The sequence below is a fragment of the Kitasatospora purpeofusca genome (assembly GCF_000718025.1).
GTDB classification, from domain to species: Bacteria; Actinomycetota; Actinomycetes; order Streptomycetales; family Streptomycetaceae; genus Kitasatospora; species Kitasatospora purpeofusca.
Genome location: NZ_JODS01000003.1, coordinates 158,118 through 172,601, shown reverse-complemented (window position 1 = coordinate 172,601; position 14,484 = coordinate 158,118). Strand labels below are relative to the sequence as shown.

The window sequence follows — 14,484 nt, the reverse complement described above, 5'->3', positions numbered from 1 at the left end:
CCGGGCCTCGCCGACGGGCCGTGCGGACGGCTCAGGCCTCGCCGAGCCATTCGGTGAGGGCGGCGCGCAGCTCTCCGGCCCCGGGGTCGACGGCGGCCCAGGCCGCGTAGCCGTCGGGGCGGATCAGCAGCACGGTGTCGCGCAGCTTCCCGTGCGGGTCGGCCGGGGCGACCGTGACCAGGTGCTCCCGCCACGGGTCGGCGGCCGCCACCTCGTCATTGCTGACCAGGACGAACTTCCCGGCCCGCAGCGCCTCGTAGAGCCGCTCCGGGGACGCCGGGCCGTCCTCGCGGGGCGGCTCCAGGCCGGTCAGCCGCAGGTCCGGGACCCGCTTGCCGACCAGCGGGTGGGCGTCCTTGGGCGCGGGGTAGGAGATGCCGAGGCCGGAGACGGTGCGGGCGCCCCGGTCGGCCACGGCGTCGACCCGCCCGGCCACCTGGACCAGCGCCCCGCGCAGTGCCCGGGTGGCGGCGGACTGGGCGAGCGCGACCCGGATCATCGCGCCGGAGGCGCGCAGGGCCGCCCGGCCGACCGGGTGCCGCTCGGCCTGGTAGCTGTCGAGCAGGGTGTCGTCGGCCCGGTCGCGCAGCACGGCGGCGAGCTTCCAGGACAGGTTGGCGGCGTCCTGGAGGCCGGTGTTCATGCCCAGGCCGCCGGCCGGGGAGTGGCAGTGGGCGGCGTCGCCGGCCAGGAACACCCGGCCGGAGCGGTAGTCGGGGACCTGCCGCTCGTCGCTGTGGAAGGTGGAGCTCCAGCGGACGTCGTGCAGTCCGTAGTCCTCGCCGAGGGCGCGGCGGGTGATGTCGGCGAGCAGTTCGGGCCCGGGCGCGGTGCCGTCCGGGACCTGCTCGGCGCGGTCCCGGGCGAGTACGCGGTACCAGCCGTCGCCGAACGGGACCAGCAGCGCGAAGCAGTTCTCGTCGGCGCCGGCGGCGATGCCGTCCTCGGGCTCGCGCTCCAGGCGGACGTCGGCGAGCAGCACCGAGTCGACCACCGACTCGCCGGGGAACGGCAGTCCGAGCAGGTCGCGGACGGTGGAGTGGACGCCGTCGGCGCCGACCGCGTAGCGGGCCCGGTGGGTGGTGGTGGCGCCGTCGCGCACCGTTTCGACGGTGACGCCGTCCGGGTCCTGCCGCAGGGCGGTGACCTCGGCGCCGCGCAGGACGGTCGCGCCGGCCTTCACCGCCCGCTCGTGGAGCAGTCGTTCGGTGTGGTACTGCGGCGTCAGCAGGACGAACGGGAAGCGGGTCGGCAGGTGGCCGAGGTCGATCCGGACCCGGTTGAAGGCCTTCAGCGCCTCGACCGGGCGGCCGGTGGCGATGAGGTCGTCGGCGAGGCCGCGGGCGTCGAGGAGTTCGAGGGTGCGGGCGTGCACGGCGAACGCCCGGGTGAGGTTGGACTCGGTGGCGCGCTTCTCCAGCACCGTGACGCCCAGGCCGGCGGCGGCGAGGTCGCCGGCCAGCAGCAGGCCGGTCGGCCCGGCGCCGACCACGATGACGTCGGTGACGGTCTGCTTCTCGGTCATGTGTCAGCTCCCGGTGCTCGAACAGCGGCTGGACGCCGTGTGTGGCGTTTCCCCGGCCCCCATCATCGCTTCCCGGGAGTGACGTTGTGAATCTCCGGTCCCCGGCGCGTGGCCGGGGACCGGAGGAACGGCGTCACCGGAGGGTGGCGCCGACCGTTCGCCACGGCTCAGGCGTGGCGGCGGATCTCGATGGTGCGGAACCGGTTGGCGACGAAGGCGCCGTCGCAGTAGGCGGAGTTGGCGGCCGGGTTGGCGCCGGTGCCGTGCAGGTCGGAGAAGGCGGCGGTCTGGTTGGCGTACACCCCGCCGGTGAGGTTGAGGGAGAGCGAGACGCCGGCGTCGAGGGCGGCCTCGACCAGGGCGGACTCGACCTCGGCGGAGGTGGTGTAGGCGGCGGCGGTCATCGCGCCCTGGGTGCGGACGGTGTCGCGCAGCAGTTCGACGGCGGCGGCGGTGTTCTCGACCGCGACGGCGAAGGCGACCGGGCCGAAGCACTCGGCGCGCAGGACGGCGCGGTCGTCCGGCTTGTCGGCGTCCAGCTTGACCAGCGCCGGGGTGCGGACGGTCGCGCCCGGGAACTCCGGGTGCTCCACGGCCCTCGGGGCGAGGGCGAGTTCGCCGTACTCGCCGCCGGCTGCGGCGGCGGAGCGCTGGAGCACGCCGGGGTTGACCACGGCGCCGAGGACGGCCGCGGCGCGGGCGTCGTCGGAGAGCAGGCCCTCGATGGCGGCGGCGAGGTCGTGGACCACCTCGTCGTAGGACTTGGCGCCCTGGTCGGTGTCGATGCCGGTGCGCGGGACCAGCAGGTTCTGCGGGGTGGTGCACATCTGGCCGCTGTAGAGCGAGAGCGAGAAGGCCAGGTTGTTCAGCATGCCCTTGTAGTCGTCGGTGGAGTCGACGACGACGGTGTTGACGCCGGCCTTCTCGGTGTAGACCTCGGCCTGCTCGGCGTGCTCCTCCAGCCAGTCGCCGAAGGCGGTGGAGCCGGTGTAGTCGATCAGCCTGATCTCGGGGCGGACGGCCAGGGTCCTGGCCACCGTGCCGCCCTCGTGCTCGGCGGCGAGGCAGACCAGGTCGGCGGCGAAGCCGGCCTCGGCCAGTACCTCGCGGGCGATCCGGACGGTGAGCGCCAGCGGGAGCACGGCCCGCGGGTGCGGCTTGACCAGCACCGGGTTGCCGGTGGCCAGCGAGGCGAACAGGCCGGGGAAGCCGTTCCAGGTCGGGAAGGTGTTGCAGCCGATCAGCAGCGCCAGGCCGCGCGGGACGACGGTGAACTCCTTGGTCATCACCAGCGGGTCCCGCTTGCCCTGCGGCTTGGTCCAGCCGGCGCTCTCGGGCAGCCGGGTCTGCTCGGCGTACGCGTAGGCGACGGCCTCCAGGCCGCGGTCCTGGGCGTGCGGGCCGCCGGCCTGGAAGGCCATCGCGTAGGCCTGGCCGGTGGTGTGCATGACCGCGTTGGCGAACTCGTGCGAGCGGGCGTTGATCCGGGCCAGGATCTCCAGGCAGACCGCGGCGCGGGCGAGCGGGCCGGCGGCGGCCCAGGCCGGGCGGGCGGCGCTCAGCGCGGCGATCAGGGCGTCCGGTCCGGCGTGCGGGTAGCCGATGCCCAGTTCGAGGCCGTACGGGGAGACCTCGCCGCCCACCTGGTCGCCGTCGGCGGGGTGGCCGGGCAGCTCGAACGGCTGGTTCAGCAGGGCCTCGAAGGCGGCCAGGCCGTCCGCGGCGGCGCTCTCGCCGTAGGCCTTCGGGAACTCGGGGTAGGGCGACCAGTAGTCGCGCTTGGCGGCGGCGTCGACCGCGGCCGCCAGGGTGGCCCGGTGGCGTTCGACGAGTTCGGCGACGAGGGGGTGGGTGACCGCTGCGGACATGGTGTGCGCTCCTCAGAGGGGAGGACGGGACACGTCACAGAGTAACCGAACGATCGGTCGGCTCAAGAGGGCGAACGGGAACGGAGTGCCGGAGCGCGACGGGGGCGGGCGAAAACGGCGGGGGCGCGTCCGAAACGGACGCGCCCCCGGGGGACGGCGGGTGGCCGGAGGGGTTACGGGATGCCCAGCTCGAAGATCACGTACCCGCCGTACCAGCCGGAGGCGACCGCCCCGAAGCCGAGCACCGCCGCCAGCACCGGCCAGCTCAGCTTCCGCATCGCCACCGCGAGCGCGATCAGCAGCGGGAAGGCCGGCAGCAGGTAGCGCGAGGTGTTGCCGAAGATGCCCAGGCTGCCGAGCACCGAGACGATGGTGGCCAGGGTGTAGGCGGTCAGCACCAGCGGCGGGCGCAGCCGGAACAGCAGCACGATCAGCGCCGGCAGGCTCAGCACGATCAGCGTCGCCAGCATGTCGGCCGTGTGCCAGGCGAACGGGTAGTCGTTGCGGCCCAGCAGCACGCCGCGGAGCGCGGCCCAGGTGCCCTGGCCCCAGTCGAAGTAGTGCAGCCAGGCGTCGTGCTGGAGGGTGAAGTAGCCGCCCCACTCGCCCATCCGCCAGCCCACCCAGCCGACGTAGCCGAGCAGGCCGACCGGGGCCAGCAGCATCGCGGTCAGCGGCCGCGCCACCCCGCTCTCCCGCCGGTACAGCTCCACCAGGGCGGCCAGGCCCACCGCGCCGATCAGCGCCGCCGAGGTGGGCCGGTTGAGGCCCGCGACCAGGGTGAGCACCCCGGCCGCCACCCACTGCTTGGTCATCACGCAGTAGCAGGACCAGGCGGCCAGCGCGATGAACAGCGAGTCCGAGTAGAGCGCCCACTCGGCGCCCGAACCCGGGGCGATCGCCCACAGGCCGGCCGCGATCACACCGGCGCGCGGGCCGGCCATCCGGTCCACCACGGCGTAGATGCCGGCCGCGGCGAACAGCGAGGCGACCACCGAGACGATCATCCCGGCCCCGTACAGGCCGAACGGGCTCACCTCGGAGACCAGCCGCATCAGGCCCGGGTAGAGCGGGAAGAAGGCGGCCGAGTTCTGCTCGATCGTGAAGCCCGGGACGCCGTTGGGGACGCTCACCAGCGCCGGGTGGTAGCCGAACTGGGCGACCTGCTGGTACCACCAGCCGTCCCAGCTGGCCAGTACGTCCCAGGGGTTGGCGCCGCCGCCGAAGCGGGGATGCTTCTTGAGGTAGTCCCCGGAGAAGGAGAGCAGCTTCATGAAGACGGTGAAGCCGACCAGCTTCAGGACGGCGTAGCACCACACGGCCGGGCCGAAGCGCAGGACGAGGTCCCGGGCGCGCTCGCGCCAGTCGAGGGCGGGCTCGGTCGTGGTGACGCCGCTGCGCTGTTCGGGCAGATCGGATTCGACTGCCGGTATTGCGCTCATGCGACTTCCCCACCTGCTCGGCCATGGACGGATCGTCCGCCGAGTCTAGGGCGTGTCGTTCGGATCGCGTCGGATAAGTGGGCGTCGTTGGGGTGCGTGCATCGGCGGCGCCGAGGAGGGAGCCCATGCGGAGCATCGGCGACCGACGAGAAGCCGTCGAGGTGCGTGCCCCGGCGGCGACCGCCTGGCGCGATCCGGACGACACGCCCAGGGGTCTGGCTCCCGGGTTTGGTGTGGACCAGGTCACCCCGGGCGCCGTCGGGGCGGGGCGGGCGGGGATACTCGGGGAATGGCCGATCACACCCCGCGCACCGCCTACACCGTGGAGTCCCTGCTCGCGGTCACCGTCGACGTGTTCAACGAGCGCGGGTACGACGGCACCTCGATGGAGGACCTGTCGCGCGCGGCCGGGATCTCCAAGTCCTCGATCTACCACCACGTGCGCGGCAAGGAGGAGCTGCTCCGGCTGGCCGTCGGGCGGGCACTGGACGGCCTGTTCGGGATCCTGGCCGAGCCGGGCGCGGTCGAGGGGCCGGCGGTGCAGCGGCTGGAGCACGTGGTGCGGCGGACCGCCGAGGTGCTGCTCGCCGAGCTGCCCTACGTCACCCTGCTGCTGCGGGTGCGCGGCAACACGGCCACCGAGCAGTGGGCGCTGGAGCGCCGCCGGGACTTCGACCACCAGGTGGCCGAGCTGCTGCGGGCCGCCGTCGCGGACGGGGCGCTGCGGGCGGACGTCGAGCCGCGGCTGGCCACCCGGCTGCTCTTCGGCATGATCAACTCGATCGTGGAGTGGTACCGGCCGGGCCTCAAGGGCGCCGACGGCGTCGCCGACGCGGTGGTGCACCTGGCCTTCGACGGCCTCCGGGCGCGGTAGGGCGGTCCCCGGCCCCGGGTCCCCGGGTCCCCGGGTCTTCGGGTGCGGCAGGGCGGCAGGGCGGTTCTCCGGGCCCCGCCGTCAGTCCGGCGGGACCTGGTCGGTCTCCTCGAAGACCAGCATGGTGCGGGTGCCGAGCACCTGCGGGATGGACTGGATGCGGTTGAGCACGAGCTCCCGCAGGGCGTGGTTGTCGGCCGTGTGCACCAGCAGCAGGACGTCGAAGTCACCGCCGACCAGGGCGATGTGCGCGACCCCCGGCAGAGCCAGCAACTGCTCCCGAACCGTCCGCCAGGAGTTCTGCACGATCTTCAGGGTGATGTAGGCGGAAGCCCCCTGACCTGCGCGTTCGTGGTCCACCCTGGCGGTGAAGCCGCGAATCACGCCGTCCTCGACCATCCTGGAGATCCGGGCGTACGCGTTCGCCCGGGACACGTGCACCCGCTCGGCCACCGACCGGATGGAGGCGCGGCCGTCCTGCTGCAGCAGCCGCAGGATCGCCCGGTCGACCCGGTCGAGTCTGGACATCTGTTCAGCCGACATGACCCCCCACCCCTGACGATTGGACGCAATGCCACCAGTCGACCGCCACCCGGGCCGATTGTCCACCACCTTCGCACGCTTCTGGTCAAGATGAACAGACGACCGAACAATCGGTAGGGAGCCCCCGCCACCCCTGGAGGTGCCCCGAGATGACCGTTCTCGACCACAGACACCACACGGCCGTGCCCGGTTGGCTGCCCGGGGCCACCGCCCCCCGCACCGACCCGGCCCCGCTGCTCCCGGACCCCGCTCCGGTCCGCGTCCTCGGTACGCCCGCGCTGGAGAAGTACGACCCCGTGCTGCTCCGCGAGCTGTACCGCCGCCTGGTCGTCGGCCGCCGCTACAACCAGCAGGCCACCACCCTCACCAAGCAGGGCCGGCTCGCCGTCTACCCCGCCTCGACCGGGCAGGAGGCCTGCCAGGTCGCCGCCGCCCTGGTGCTGGAGGAGCGCGACTGGCTCTTCCCCAGCTACCGCGACACCCTCGCCGTGGTCTCCCGCGGCGTGGACCCCCTGGAGGCCCTCACCCTGCTCCGCGGCAACGCCCACACCGGATACGACCCCAGGGCCACCAGGACCGCCCCGCTCTGCACCCCGCTCGCCACTCAGGGCCCGCACGCGGTCGGGCTGGCGCACGCCGCCCGGCTGAGCGGCGAGCCGGCCGTCGCGCTGGCCATGCTCGGCGACGGCGGCACCAGCGAGGGCGACTTCCACGAGGCCCTGAACTTCGCCGCCGTGCTGCAGGCACCGGTGGTCTTCCTGGTCCAGAACAACGGCTACGCGATCTCCGTCCCGCTCAGCGCGCAGTCCGCCGCCCCGACCCTGGCCCACAAGGCCGTCGGCTACGGCATGCCCGGCCGGCTGGTCGACGGCAACGACGCGCCCGCCGTGCACGCGGTGCTGGCCGAGGCGGTCGAGCGCGCCCGCACCGGCGGCGGCCCGACCCTGGTCGAGGCGCTCACCTACCGGGTCGAGGCGCACACCAACGCCGACGACGCCACCCGCTACCGGACCGGGGCCGAGGTCGAGGCCTGGCGGGAGCACGACCCGATCCTGCTGATGGAGCGCGCACTGCGCGAGCTCCGGGTGCTGGACGACGAGCTGGTCCGGGACGCGGCCGAGGAGGCCGAGGCGCTCGCCGCCCGGATGCGCGCCGAGTTCCACGCCGAGCCCGAGCTCGACCCGATGTCCCTGTTCGCCCACGTGTACGCCGAGCCGACCCCGCAGCTGCGCGAGCAGGCGGCGCAGCTGGCCGAGGAACTGGCCGCCGAGGCCGAGGTGCAGCCCTGATGACGACCGCTGTCTCCCCCGCCGCCCCGGCCCGCACCGCCAGCATGGCGCAGGCGCTCAACACGGCGCTGCGCGACGCCATGCGCGAGGACCCGACGGTGCACATGCTCGGCGAGGACGTCGGCGCGCTCGGCGGCGTCTTCCGGATCACCGACGGACTGACCGCCGAGTTCGGCCCCGACCGCTGCCTGGACACCCCGCTGGCCGAGGCGGGCATCCTCGGCACCGCCGTCGGCATGGCCATGTACGGGCTGCGGCCGGTGGTCGAGATGCAGTTCGACGCCTTCGCCTACCCGGCGCTGGAGCAGCTGTTCTCGCACGTCGCCAAGATGCGCAACCGCACCGCCGGCCGGCTGCCGATGCCGATCACCGTCCGGATCCCCTACGGCGGCGGCATCGGCGGCGTCGAGCACCACAGCGACGCCTCCGAGGCCTACTACGCCTCCACCCCCGGCCTGCACGTGGTCACGCCCGCCACCGTGGCCGACGCCTACGGGCTGCTGCGGGCCTCGATCGCCTCGGACGACCCGGTGGTCTTCCTCGAGCCCAAGCGCATGTACTGGGGCAAGGACGGCTTCGACCCCGCCGCCCCGGTCGAGCCGATCGGGCGGGCCGCGCTGCGCCGGACCGGCACCTCCGCGGTGCTGATCACCTACGGCCCCTCGCTGCCGGTCTGCCTGGAGGCGGCCGAGGTGGCGAAGGCCGAGGGCTGGGACCTCGCGGTGCTGGACCTGCGCACCCTGGTGCCGTTCGACGACGAGACGGTCTGCCGGGTGGTGCGCTCGCTGGGCCGGGCCGTGGTGGTGCACGAGGCGGGCGGCTTCGGCGGCACCGGCGCGGAGATCGCCGCCCGGGTCACCGAGCGCTGCTTCCACCACCTGGCGGCGCCCGTGCTGCGGGTCACCGGCTTCGACATCCCGTACCCGCCGCCGATGCTCGAGCACCACCACCTGCCCGGGGTGGACCGGATCCTGGACGCGGTCGCCCGGCTGCAGTGGGAGGACTGAGGATGATGCCCGTCGTGCGCGAGTTCACCCTGCCCGACCTCGGTGAGGGACTCACCGAGGCGGAGGTCGTGCGCTGGCTGGTCGAGGTCGGCGAGGTGATCGCGATCGACCAGCCGGTGGTGGAGGTGGAGACCGCCAAAGCGGTGGTCGAGGTGCCCTGTCCCTACGGCGGGGTGGTGACGGCGCTGTTCGGCGCGGTCGGTGAGGAGGTCCTGGTCGGCGCGCCGCTGGTGACGGTCGCGGTGTCGCCGGGCGAGGGCGAGCGGCCGCTCGCGGCGGTGCCGGTGGTGGAGCGGGCGGCGGAGGTCGAACGGCCGCTGGTCGGCTACGGCGTCGCCGAGCCGGACCGGGGCGGACGGCGGCGCCGGGTCGGGGTCGGCGGGGCTTCGGCTGCGGTGACCCGGGTCTCGGCCCCGGTGGCTGCTCCGGTGGTAGTGGCTCCCGCGGCCCCGGTGGCTGCTCCGGCTCCGGCCCCGGAGCCGGAGCCGGTGACCGCGGTGGTGCCGGTCGTCGCGGGCGGTGTGCCCGCGGTGATCTCGCCGCTGGTGCGGCGGCTGGCGCGGGAGCAGGGCGTGGAGCTGGCGGCGGTCGCCGGGAGCGGGCCGGACGGCCTGATCATGCGGGCGGACGTCGAACGGGCGGTCGCGGCCAAGGTCGCCGTGGCGCCTACTGTCGCGCCCGCCGCCCCGGCTGTCGCGCCGGCGGGGGCGGTGCCCTCCGGCGCCGGGTCCGTGGTCCCGCTGCGCGGGCTGCGCAAGGCGGTGGCCGAGAAGCTCGGCCGCAGCCACCGGGAGATCCCCGCCGCGACCTGCTGGGTGGACGCCGACGCCACCGAACTGATGGCGCTGCGAAGGCAGTTGAACGCCGTACCGGGGCCGAAGGTGAGCGTGCTGGCGCTGCTCGCCCGGATCTGCGCGGTCGGGCTCGAGCGCTTCCCCGACCTCAACTCCAGTGTGACCCCGGACGGTTCGGGGATCCTGCGGCACTCGGCGGTGCACTTGGGCTTCGCGGCCCAGGGCGAGCGCGGCCTCGTCGTGCCGGTCGTGCGGGACGCGCAGCGCCTCACCACCGAGCAACTCGGCGAGGAGCTGGCCCGGTTGACCGAGGCGGCGCGGACCGGGGCGATCGCTCCGGCCGAGCTGACCGGCGGCACGTTCACCCTGAACAACTACGGGGTGTTCGGGGTGGACGGCTCCACCCCGATCCTCAACCACCCGGAGGCGGCGATGCTCGGGGTGGGCCGGATCGTCGCCAAACCCTGGGTCCATCAGGGCGAGTTGGCGGTGCGCGAGGTGACCCAGCTGTCGTTCACCTTCGACCACCGGGTCTGCGACGGCGGTACCGCGGGCGGGTTCCTGCGGTTCGTCGCGGACTGTGTCGAGCAGCCGGGCGTGCTGCTGCGGCGGCTCTGAATCCCCGTTCCGATCGGCGGCATTGCTCGCCCTGGGTGGTGGAACCGCCACCCAGGGCGAGCGCGGCGGGGAGAGTAGCGCGTCCGGGGGGCGGGTGTCTGGGCTTCACGCTATTTGTCGGATGAGCACTTCGGGCATGCCACGCTTCCTGGGCGTCAACAGAGACAAGCCAGGTGGTGGCGTAGGCCGGCCGGAGGCGAAACGATTCTCTTGGGTACTCGAAACGTTGCGGTGAAGTCCCGCAGGACACTCCTGGTCCGTACCGGGCACGGCTCGGCGGCGGCCTCGGCCGTGCCCGGCCTGCCGGAGGCCGTGCCGGGCGTCGTACCGGACGGCGTACCGGACGGCGTGCCGGGCGTCGCGCCGGATGCCGGGGCGGACCCTGTGCTGGACACCGTGGTGGATGCCGTGGTGGATGCCCCGCCGACCGCGGAGCCTTCGGCGCCGCCGGTTCCGCCGGACCTGCCACCGGTGTTCGGACCGGTCGAGCCGGCGCCGGTGGTGCCCTGGCCGGTGGTGGCCGCCCCGGTCGTGGCCGGGCCGATCGTGACCGGGCCGGTCCTGCCGATGGAGCCCGTCCTGCCCGTGGTGCCGATGGAGCCCGTGGTGCCGGTGCAGTCCGTCCGGCCGGTGGTCCCGACGCCGCCGTCCGCGCCGCCCGTCGCTCCGCCGCCGTTCGTCGTCCCCCCTCGGCCCGTCGAACCGCCCGCCGTCCCCGCCCCGCCCGCAGCGGCGTCGGCGCCCGGCATCCCCGTGATCGAACCGCTGTTCACCAGCGCACCCGGGCTCAACTGGGCCGGACCCGGCGACCAGTGGTCCCGCGCCTGGGCGCTGCGCACCCTCGACGGCGCCGCGTCGCCGGACGCTTCACCGGACGCCGCACCGGTCGCTCCGCCGGTCGCGGACACGTCGCAGGCCCCGCCGCCGGCTGCGGTGACCGAGCCCCGCGACGCCGCCGAACTACCGCCCACCGCCCGGGACATCGAGCTGATCCGGACCAGCCTGGCGGTCGTCGAGCCGGTCGCGGACCGGGCCACCGCGCACTTCTACGCGCTGATCTTCCTCGGCCACCCCGAGATCAGGGCGCTCTTCCCGGCCGCCATGGACGTCCAGCGCGACCGGCTGTTCCGCGCCCTGCTGACGGCCGCCCGCAGCGCCGGCGACCCGGAGGGGCTGCGCGCCCACCTGGGCGCGCTGGGCCGGGGCCACCGCCGCTACGGCACCCTGACCGGCCACTACGGTCCGGTCGGCGAATGCCTGGTGGCGGCGCTGGCCAAGTACGCCGGCAGCCGGTGGAACGCCGAGACCGAGCTGGCCTGGCGCCGGGTGTACCGGCTGGTCTCCTCGATCATGATCGAGGCCGCCGAGGAGGCCGCCCGCACCTCGCCGCCCTGGTGGCGGGGCGAAGTGGTGGCGCACGAGCGCCGGACCCCGGACGTCGCGGTGCTCACCGTCCGCCCGGACCAGGCCTACCCGTACCGCGCCGGGCAGTACACCAGCCTGGAGACGCCCTGGTGGCCCCGGGTCTGGCGGCACTTCTCGTTCGCCTCCGCGCCCCGGCCGGACGGTCTGCTGACCTTCCACGTCAAGGCGGTGCAGGCGGGCTGGGTGAGCAACGCGCTGGTCCACCGGGCCGCGCCCGGGGACGTGCTGCGGCTCGGCCCGGCGGTCGGCGGGATGACCCTGGACGACACCGACGGCGGCGACCTCCTGCTGGTGGGCGGTGGCACCGGGATCGCGCCGCTGCGGGCACTCGTCGAGGAGGTCGCGGGGCGCGGCGCCGGGGGCCGCTCGGTGGAGGTGTTCCACGGGGCGCGGACCCCCGCCGAGCTGTACGAGCTGGCGGCGCTGCGGGAGTTGGCGGACCGGCACCGCTGGCTGACCGTGCGCGCGGTGCTGTCCGGCCCCGGCGCCGGGACGGCGGAGGCCGCCGCCGCGGGCCTGCTCGCGGGCGAACTCCCGGAGGCGGTGGCCCGGTTCGGGCCGTGGACCGGACGGACGGCCTATCTGTCCGGCCCGCCCGCGATGGTCCGGCGGACGAGCGGGGTGCTGCTGCGGGCCGGGCTGCCGGCCGAGCGGATCCGGCACGACCTGGTCGGCGACCTGGCCGCGCCGTGAGCCGCCCCACGGCGTCGTGAGCCGCCCGGTCGCACCGAGGACGGCCGGCCGAGGACCGTCAACCGAGGACCGTCAGCCGAGGTCGGGGGCGAGCAGGGCGCGGACGCCCTCGATGTTGGCGGCCAGATAGGCCCGCAGGGCCGGCGGCACCACATTGACCGAGGTCACGCCCTCGCGGGTGAACGGGACCCGCACCACCTCGTAGTCGCCGTTGGGCTCGTCCACCTCGGGGCCGTGCCGACGGTCGAGGTCCATCGAGGCGAGCCGGCAGACGAAGAAGTGCTGCACCTTGACCCCGTGCGGGTGGAGCAGACTGCCGTCGTCGTGGTGGGTGTGGCTGATGGTGTCCACGAAGGCGGGCACCACGTCGACCACCTTCCCGCCGAGTTCCTCGTCCACCTCGCGGTGCAGGGCCTCGACCACGGTGCGGTCGCTCCGCTCGACACCCCCGCCGGGCGTGATCCAGTACGGGTGCGGGGCGCCGGGGCGGGTGCGCCTGATCAGGACCAGCGAGGCCGGTCCGTAAGGGTCGTCGGGATTCGTCTCCAGCACGATCGCCCGGGCGGTGCGCTTGACGACGGGGCGGGGTGGGGTGCGCATGGCGACCTCCGGGGCTGGAGCGTTGTGCGGGAGTCTCCCGCAGCCCGGACCGGCCGAAACGCGCCCCGCCCCGGTTGCGTCCGTCCGGGGCGGGGCGGGGCGGGGCGGGGCGAGGGCGTTCGCGTTCGGCCCTCGCGCTCAGTCCTCGTCGAGGGCGAGGCTCAGGCCCCAGGAGACCAGGCTGACGATCAGCGCGCCGAACAGCGCGGCCCAGAAGCCGTCGACGTGGAAGTCGAGGTCGAGTTTGTCCGAGGCCCACGAGGTGAGCCACAGCATCAACGCGTTCACCACGAAGGTGAACAGGCCGAGAGTGAGGATGAACAGGGGGAGGGAGAACAACTTCACCACCGGCTTGATCAGCCAGTTGACCACGCCGAAGACCAGCGCCACGGCGACCACCGTGAGCGTCTTGTGCTTCCAGTCGTCCCCGGTGAGCGTGATCGCGGGGACGATCCAGGCGGCGACCCAGATGGCCGCCGCGTTGATCAGTGTCTTGATGACGAAACCCTTCATGGGGCCAGCGTCCCAGGTCGGTCAAGGGGTGACGCCGCTCCGGGCGGCCCGGTGGTGTTGAATGCCGGTGGTTCGAGGTCCGTACGAGAAGGGGTGCTCCCCGATGAAGCTGTTCCGACTGGACCACCTGGACGCCGAGCGCGCCGCCAACGACGGCGCGTACCTGCGCTTCCTGCGGGAGCCGCGGATGTCGGCGGGCCTCTACGCGCTCGCCCCCGGCGACACCGACACCCAGACCGCGCACGCCCAGGACGAGATCTACCAGGTGATCAGCGGCCGGGCCGAGCTGACGGTCGGGAACGAGACCGCCACCGTCGGCCGGGGCACCGTCGTCTACGTGCCGGCCGGCACCCCGCACCGCTTCCACCACATCACCGAGGAACTGCGGGTACTGGTGGTGTTCTCCCCGCCCGAGGACTGAACCTGGGGTGCGGCGGACGGCCGGTTAGGGTCGGGGCATGAGCCTGAGCCTGACCGAAGAACTCTGGGCGGCGATCGAGCCGGTCTACGCCGAGATCCTCGACCACCCCTTCATCGCCGGCCTCACCGACGGCACCCTGCCGAGGGAGGCGTTCCGCCACTTCGTCGTGCAGGACTCGCACTACCTGCGCGACTACGCCCGCGCGTTGGCCGTCTGCGCGGCCAGGGCCCCGGGCGAGGAGGAGGTGCGGGCCTTCGCGGACGACGCGATCGGCGCGCTGGCCGCCGAGCAGGGGATGCACGCCGAGTTCCTGGACGCCTTCGGCGACACCGCGGAGCAGGCCGCCGCCGAACCGGTGCTGCCGACCACCCGCGCGTACACCAGCTACCTGCTCGCCACGGTCTACGGCGGCTCCTTCGCGGAGGCGGTCGGCGCCGTGCTGCCCTGCTACTGGATCTACGCCCGGGTCGGCGAGCGGCTGCTCGCCGAGGGCTCCCCCGACCCGCTCTACGCGAAGTGGATCGCCACCTACGGCGACGAGGCGTTCCAGTCGGTGGTGCGGCGGGTGCTGGCGCTGACCGACCGGCTCGGCGAGGAGATCTCCCCCGCCGAGCGGCGCCGGGTGGTCGAGCACTTCGTCACCACCTCCCGGTACGAGTGGATGTTCTGGGACGCCGCCTGGCGCCGGGAGTCCTGGCCGGTCTGAGGCCCGCGGCGGGGCGTCCACGAGGTGGGGGCGGGCCGGGGTCGGGGGTCGTTCCCCGAGGTCGGGGCCGGGTTCACCCGGGGTCCGGGGTCGGGGTGATCTCCGGGTTCTCTCGGGGCCGTTGGCCCTCGTTCCGTCCCTCCGGCCGCCGTACGATCGAAGTACG

The 14,484-nt window shown here is 74.1% G+C and carries 13 protein-coding genes; 7 read left to right on the top strand and 6 right to left on the bottom strand.

Annotated elements, in window-relative coordinates:
- Nucleotides 1-31 precede the first annotated feature (31 nt).
- The 3 genes from IF01_RS0106815 to IF01_RS0106805 form a co-directional block, all read right to left on the bottom strand.
- Entirely contained in the window at nucleotides 32-1,525 is a 1,494-nt protein-coding gene (locus IF01_RS0106815; protein ID WP_030392377.1) for an FAD-dependent monooxygenase, read from the bottom strand.
- A gap of 167 nt (nucleotides 1,526-1,692) precedes the next feature.
- Complete coding sequence (gene paaN / locus IF01_RS0106810) at nucleotides 1,693-3,393, bottom strand: phenylacetic acid degradation protein PaaN (protein ID WP_030392376.1); 1,701 nt, start codon at nucleotides 3,391-3,393, stop codon at nucleotides 1,693-1,695.
- A gap of 173 nt (nucleotides 3,394-3,566) precedes the next feature.
- Nucleotides 3,567-4,835 carry a putative hexosyltransferase gene (locus IF01_RS0106805; RefSeq protein ID WP_078879732.1) on the bottom strand — a complete coding sequence of 423 codons (1,269 nt, stop codon included), beginning with the start codon at nucleotides 4,833-4,835 and terminating at the stop codon, nucleotides 3,567-3,569.
- 289 nt (nucleotides 4,836-5,124) lie between these two features.
- Between IF01_RS0106805 and IF01_RS0106800 the strand changes: the two genes are divergently transcribed.
- Entirely contained in the window at nucleotides 5,125-5,709 is a 585-nt protein-coding gene (locus IF01_RS0106800; protein WP_030392374.1) for a TetR/AcrR family transcriptional regulator, read from the top strand.
- A gap of 81 nt (nucleotides 5,710-5,790) precedes the next feature.
- Here IF01_RS0106800 and IF01_RS0106795 read toward each other — a convergent pair whose 3' ends face one another.
- On the bottom strand, nucleotides 5,791-6,237 hold the full coding sequence (locus tag IF01_RS0106795) for an Lrp/AsnC family transcriptional regulator (RefSeq protein WP_078879731.1): 447 nt from the start codon (nucleotides 6,235-6,237) through the stop codon (nucleotides 5,791-5,793).
- A gap of 164 nt (nucleotides 6,238-6,401) precedes the next feature.
- On the opposite strand from IF01_RS0106795, the gene pdhA reads away from it, so the two are divergent.
- The 4 genes from pdhA (at nucleotide 6,402) to IF01_RS0106775 (ending at nucleotide 12,078) form a co-directional block, all read left to right on the top strand.
- Nucleotides 6,402-7,541: a pyruvate dehydrogenase (acetyl-transferring) E1 component subunit alpha gene (gene pdhA, locus IF01_RS0106790; RefSeq protein ID WP_030392372.1), complete on the top strand. Its 1,140-nt coding sequence runs from the start codon at nucleotides 6,402-6,404 to the stop codon at nucleotides 7,539-7,541.
- Entirely contained in the window at nucleotides 7,538-8,548 is a 1,011-nt protein-coding gene (locus IF01_RS0106785) for an alpha-ketoacid dehydrogenase subunit beta (protein WP_369826094.1), read from the top strand. Before pdhA ends, IF01_RS0106785 begins: the two co-directional genes overlap by 4 nt.
- Nucleotides 8,549-8,553: 5 nt before the next feature.
- On the top strand, nucleotides 8,554-9,960 hold the full coding sequence (locus IF01_RS0106780; RefSeq protein WP_030392370.1) for a dihydrolipoamide acetyltransferase family protein: 1,407 nt from the start codon (nucleotides 8,554-8,556) through the stop codon (nucleotides 9,958-9,960).
- Between the two features lie 231 nt (nucleotides 9,961-10,191).
- Nucleotides 10,192-12,078 (top strand): globin domain-containing protein, encoded by a 1,887-nt coding sequence (locus tag IF01_RS0106775; RefSeq protein WP_244215453.1) that lies wholly within the window; start codon nucleotides 10,192-10,194, stop codon nucleotides 12,076-12,078.
- 72 nt (nucleotides 12,079-12,150) lie between these two features.
- Here the strand turns inward: IF01_RS0106775 and IF01_RS0106770 are convergent, their stop codons facing one another.
- Both IF01_RS0106770 and IF01_RS0106765 read right to left on the bottom strand, forming a co-directional pair.
- The gene (locus IF01_RS0106770; protein WP_030392368.1) at nucleotides 12,151-12,678 is read right to left on the bottom strand and encodes an NUDIX domain-containing protein; all 528 of its coding nucleotides are present in this window, start codon (nucleotides 12,676-12,678) and stop codon (nucleotides 12,151-12,153) included.
- Nucleotides 12,679-12,816: 138 nt separating this feature from the next.
- Nucleotides 12,817-13,191 (bottom strand): phage holin family protein, encoded by a 375-nt coding sequence (locus tag IF01_RS0106765; protein WP_030392367.1) that lies wholly within the window; start codon nucleotides 13,189-13,191, stop codon nucleotides 12,817-12,819.
- Between the two features lie 103 nt (nucleotides 13,192-13,294).
- Here IF01_RS0106765 and IF01_RS0106760 point away from each other — a divergent pair, with 103 nt between their 5' ends.
- Both IF01_RS0106760 and tenA read left to right on the top strand, forming a co-directional pair.
- A complete protein-coding gene (locus tag IF01_RS0106760; protein WP_030392366.1) occupies nucleotides 13,295-13,612 on the top strand; it encodes a cupin domain-containing protein in 318 nt (105 codons plus the stop codon).
- Between the two features lie 37 nt (nucleotides 13,613-13,649).
- Nucleotides 13,650-14,318, top strand: a complete 669-nt coding sequence (gene tenA / locus IF01_RS0106755) for a thiaminase II (RefSeq protein ID WP_030392365.1) — start codon at nucleotides 13,650-13,652, stop codon at nucleotides 14,316-14,318.
- Nucleotides 14,319-14,484 lie beyond the last annotated feature (166 nt).

Excerpts from the sequence above, each read along its gene's own strand:
- IF01_RS0106815 (WP_030392377.1), bottom strand. The coding sequence starts at position 1,525 with ATGACCGAGAAGCAGACCGTCACCGACGTCATCGTGGTCGGCGCCGGG.
- paaN (WP_030392376.1), bottom strand. The coding sequence starts at position 3,393 with ATGTCCGCAGCGGTCACCCACCCCCTCGTCGCCGAACTCGTCGAACGC.
- IF01_RS0106805 (WP_078879732.1), bottom strand. The coding sequence starts at position 4,835 with ATGAGCGCAATACCGGCAGTCGAATCCGATCTGCCCGAACAGCGCAGC.
- IF01_RS0106800 (WP_030392374.1), top strand. The coding sequence starts at position 5,125 with ATGGCCGATCACACCCCGCGCACCGCCTACACCGTGGAGTCCCTGCTC.
- IF01_RS0106795 (WP_078879731.1), bottom strand. The coding sequence starts at position 6,237 with ATGTCCAGACTCGACCGGGTCGACCGGGCGATCCTGCGGCTGCTGCAG.
- pdhA (WP_030392372.1), top strand. The coding sequence starts at position 6,402 with ATGACCGTTCTCGACCACAGACACCACACGGCCGTGCCCGGTTGGCTG.
- IF01_RS0106780 (WP_030392370.1), top strand. The coding sequence starts at position 8,554 with ATGCCCGTCGTGCGCGAGTTCACCCTGCCCGACCTCGGTGAGGGACTC.
- IF01_RS0106770 (WP_030392368.1), bottom strand. The coding sequence starts at position 12,678 with ATGCGCACCCCACCCCGCCCCGTCGTCAAGCGCACCGCCCGGGCGATC.
- IF01_RS0106765 (WP_030392367.1), bottom strand. The coding sequence starts at position 13,191 with ATGAAGGGTTTCGTCATCAAGACACTGATCAACGCGGCGGCCATCTGG.
- IF01_RS0106760 (WP_030392366.1), top strand. The coding sequence starts at position 13,295 with ATGAAGCTGTTCCGACTGGACCACCTGGACGCCGAGCGCGCCGCCAAC.
- tenA (WP_030392365.1), top strand. The coding sequence starts at position 13,650 with ATGAGCCTGAGCCTGACCGAAGAACTCTGGGCGGCGATCGAGCCGGTC.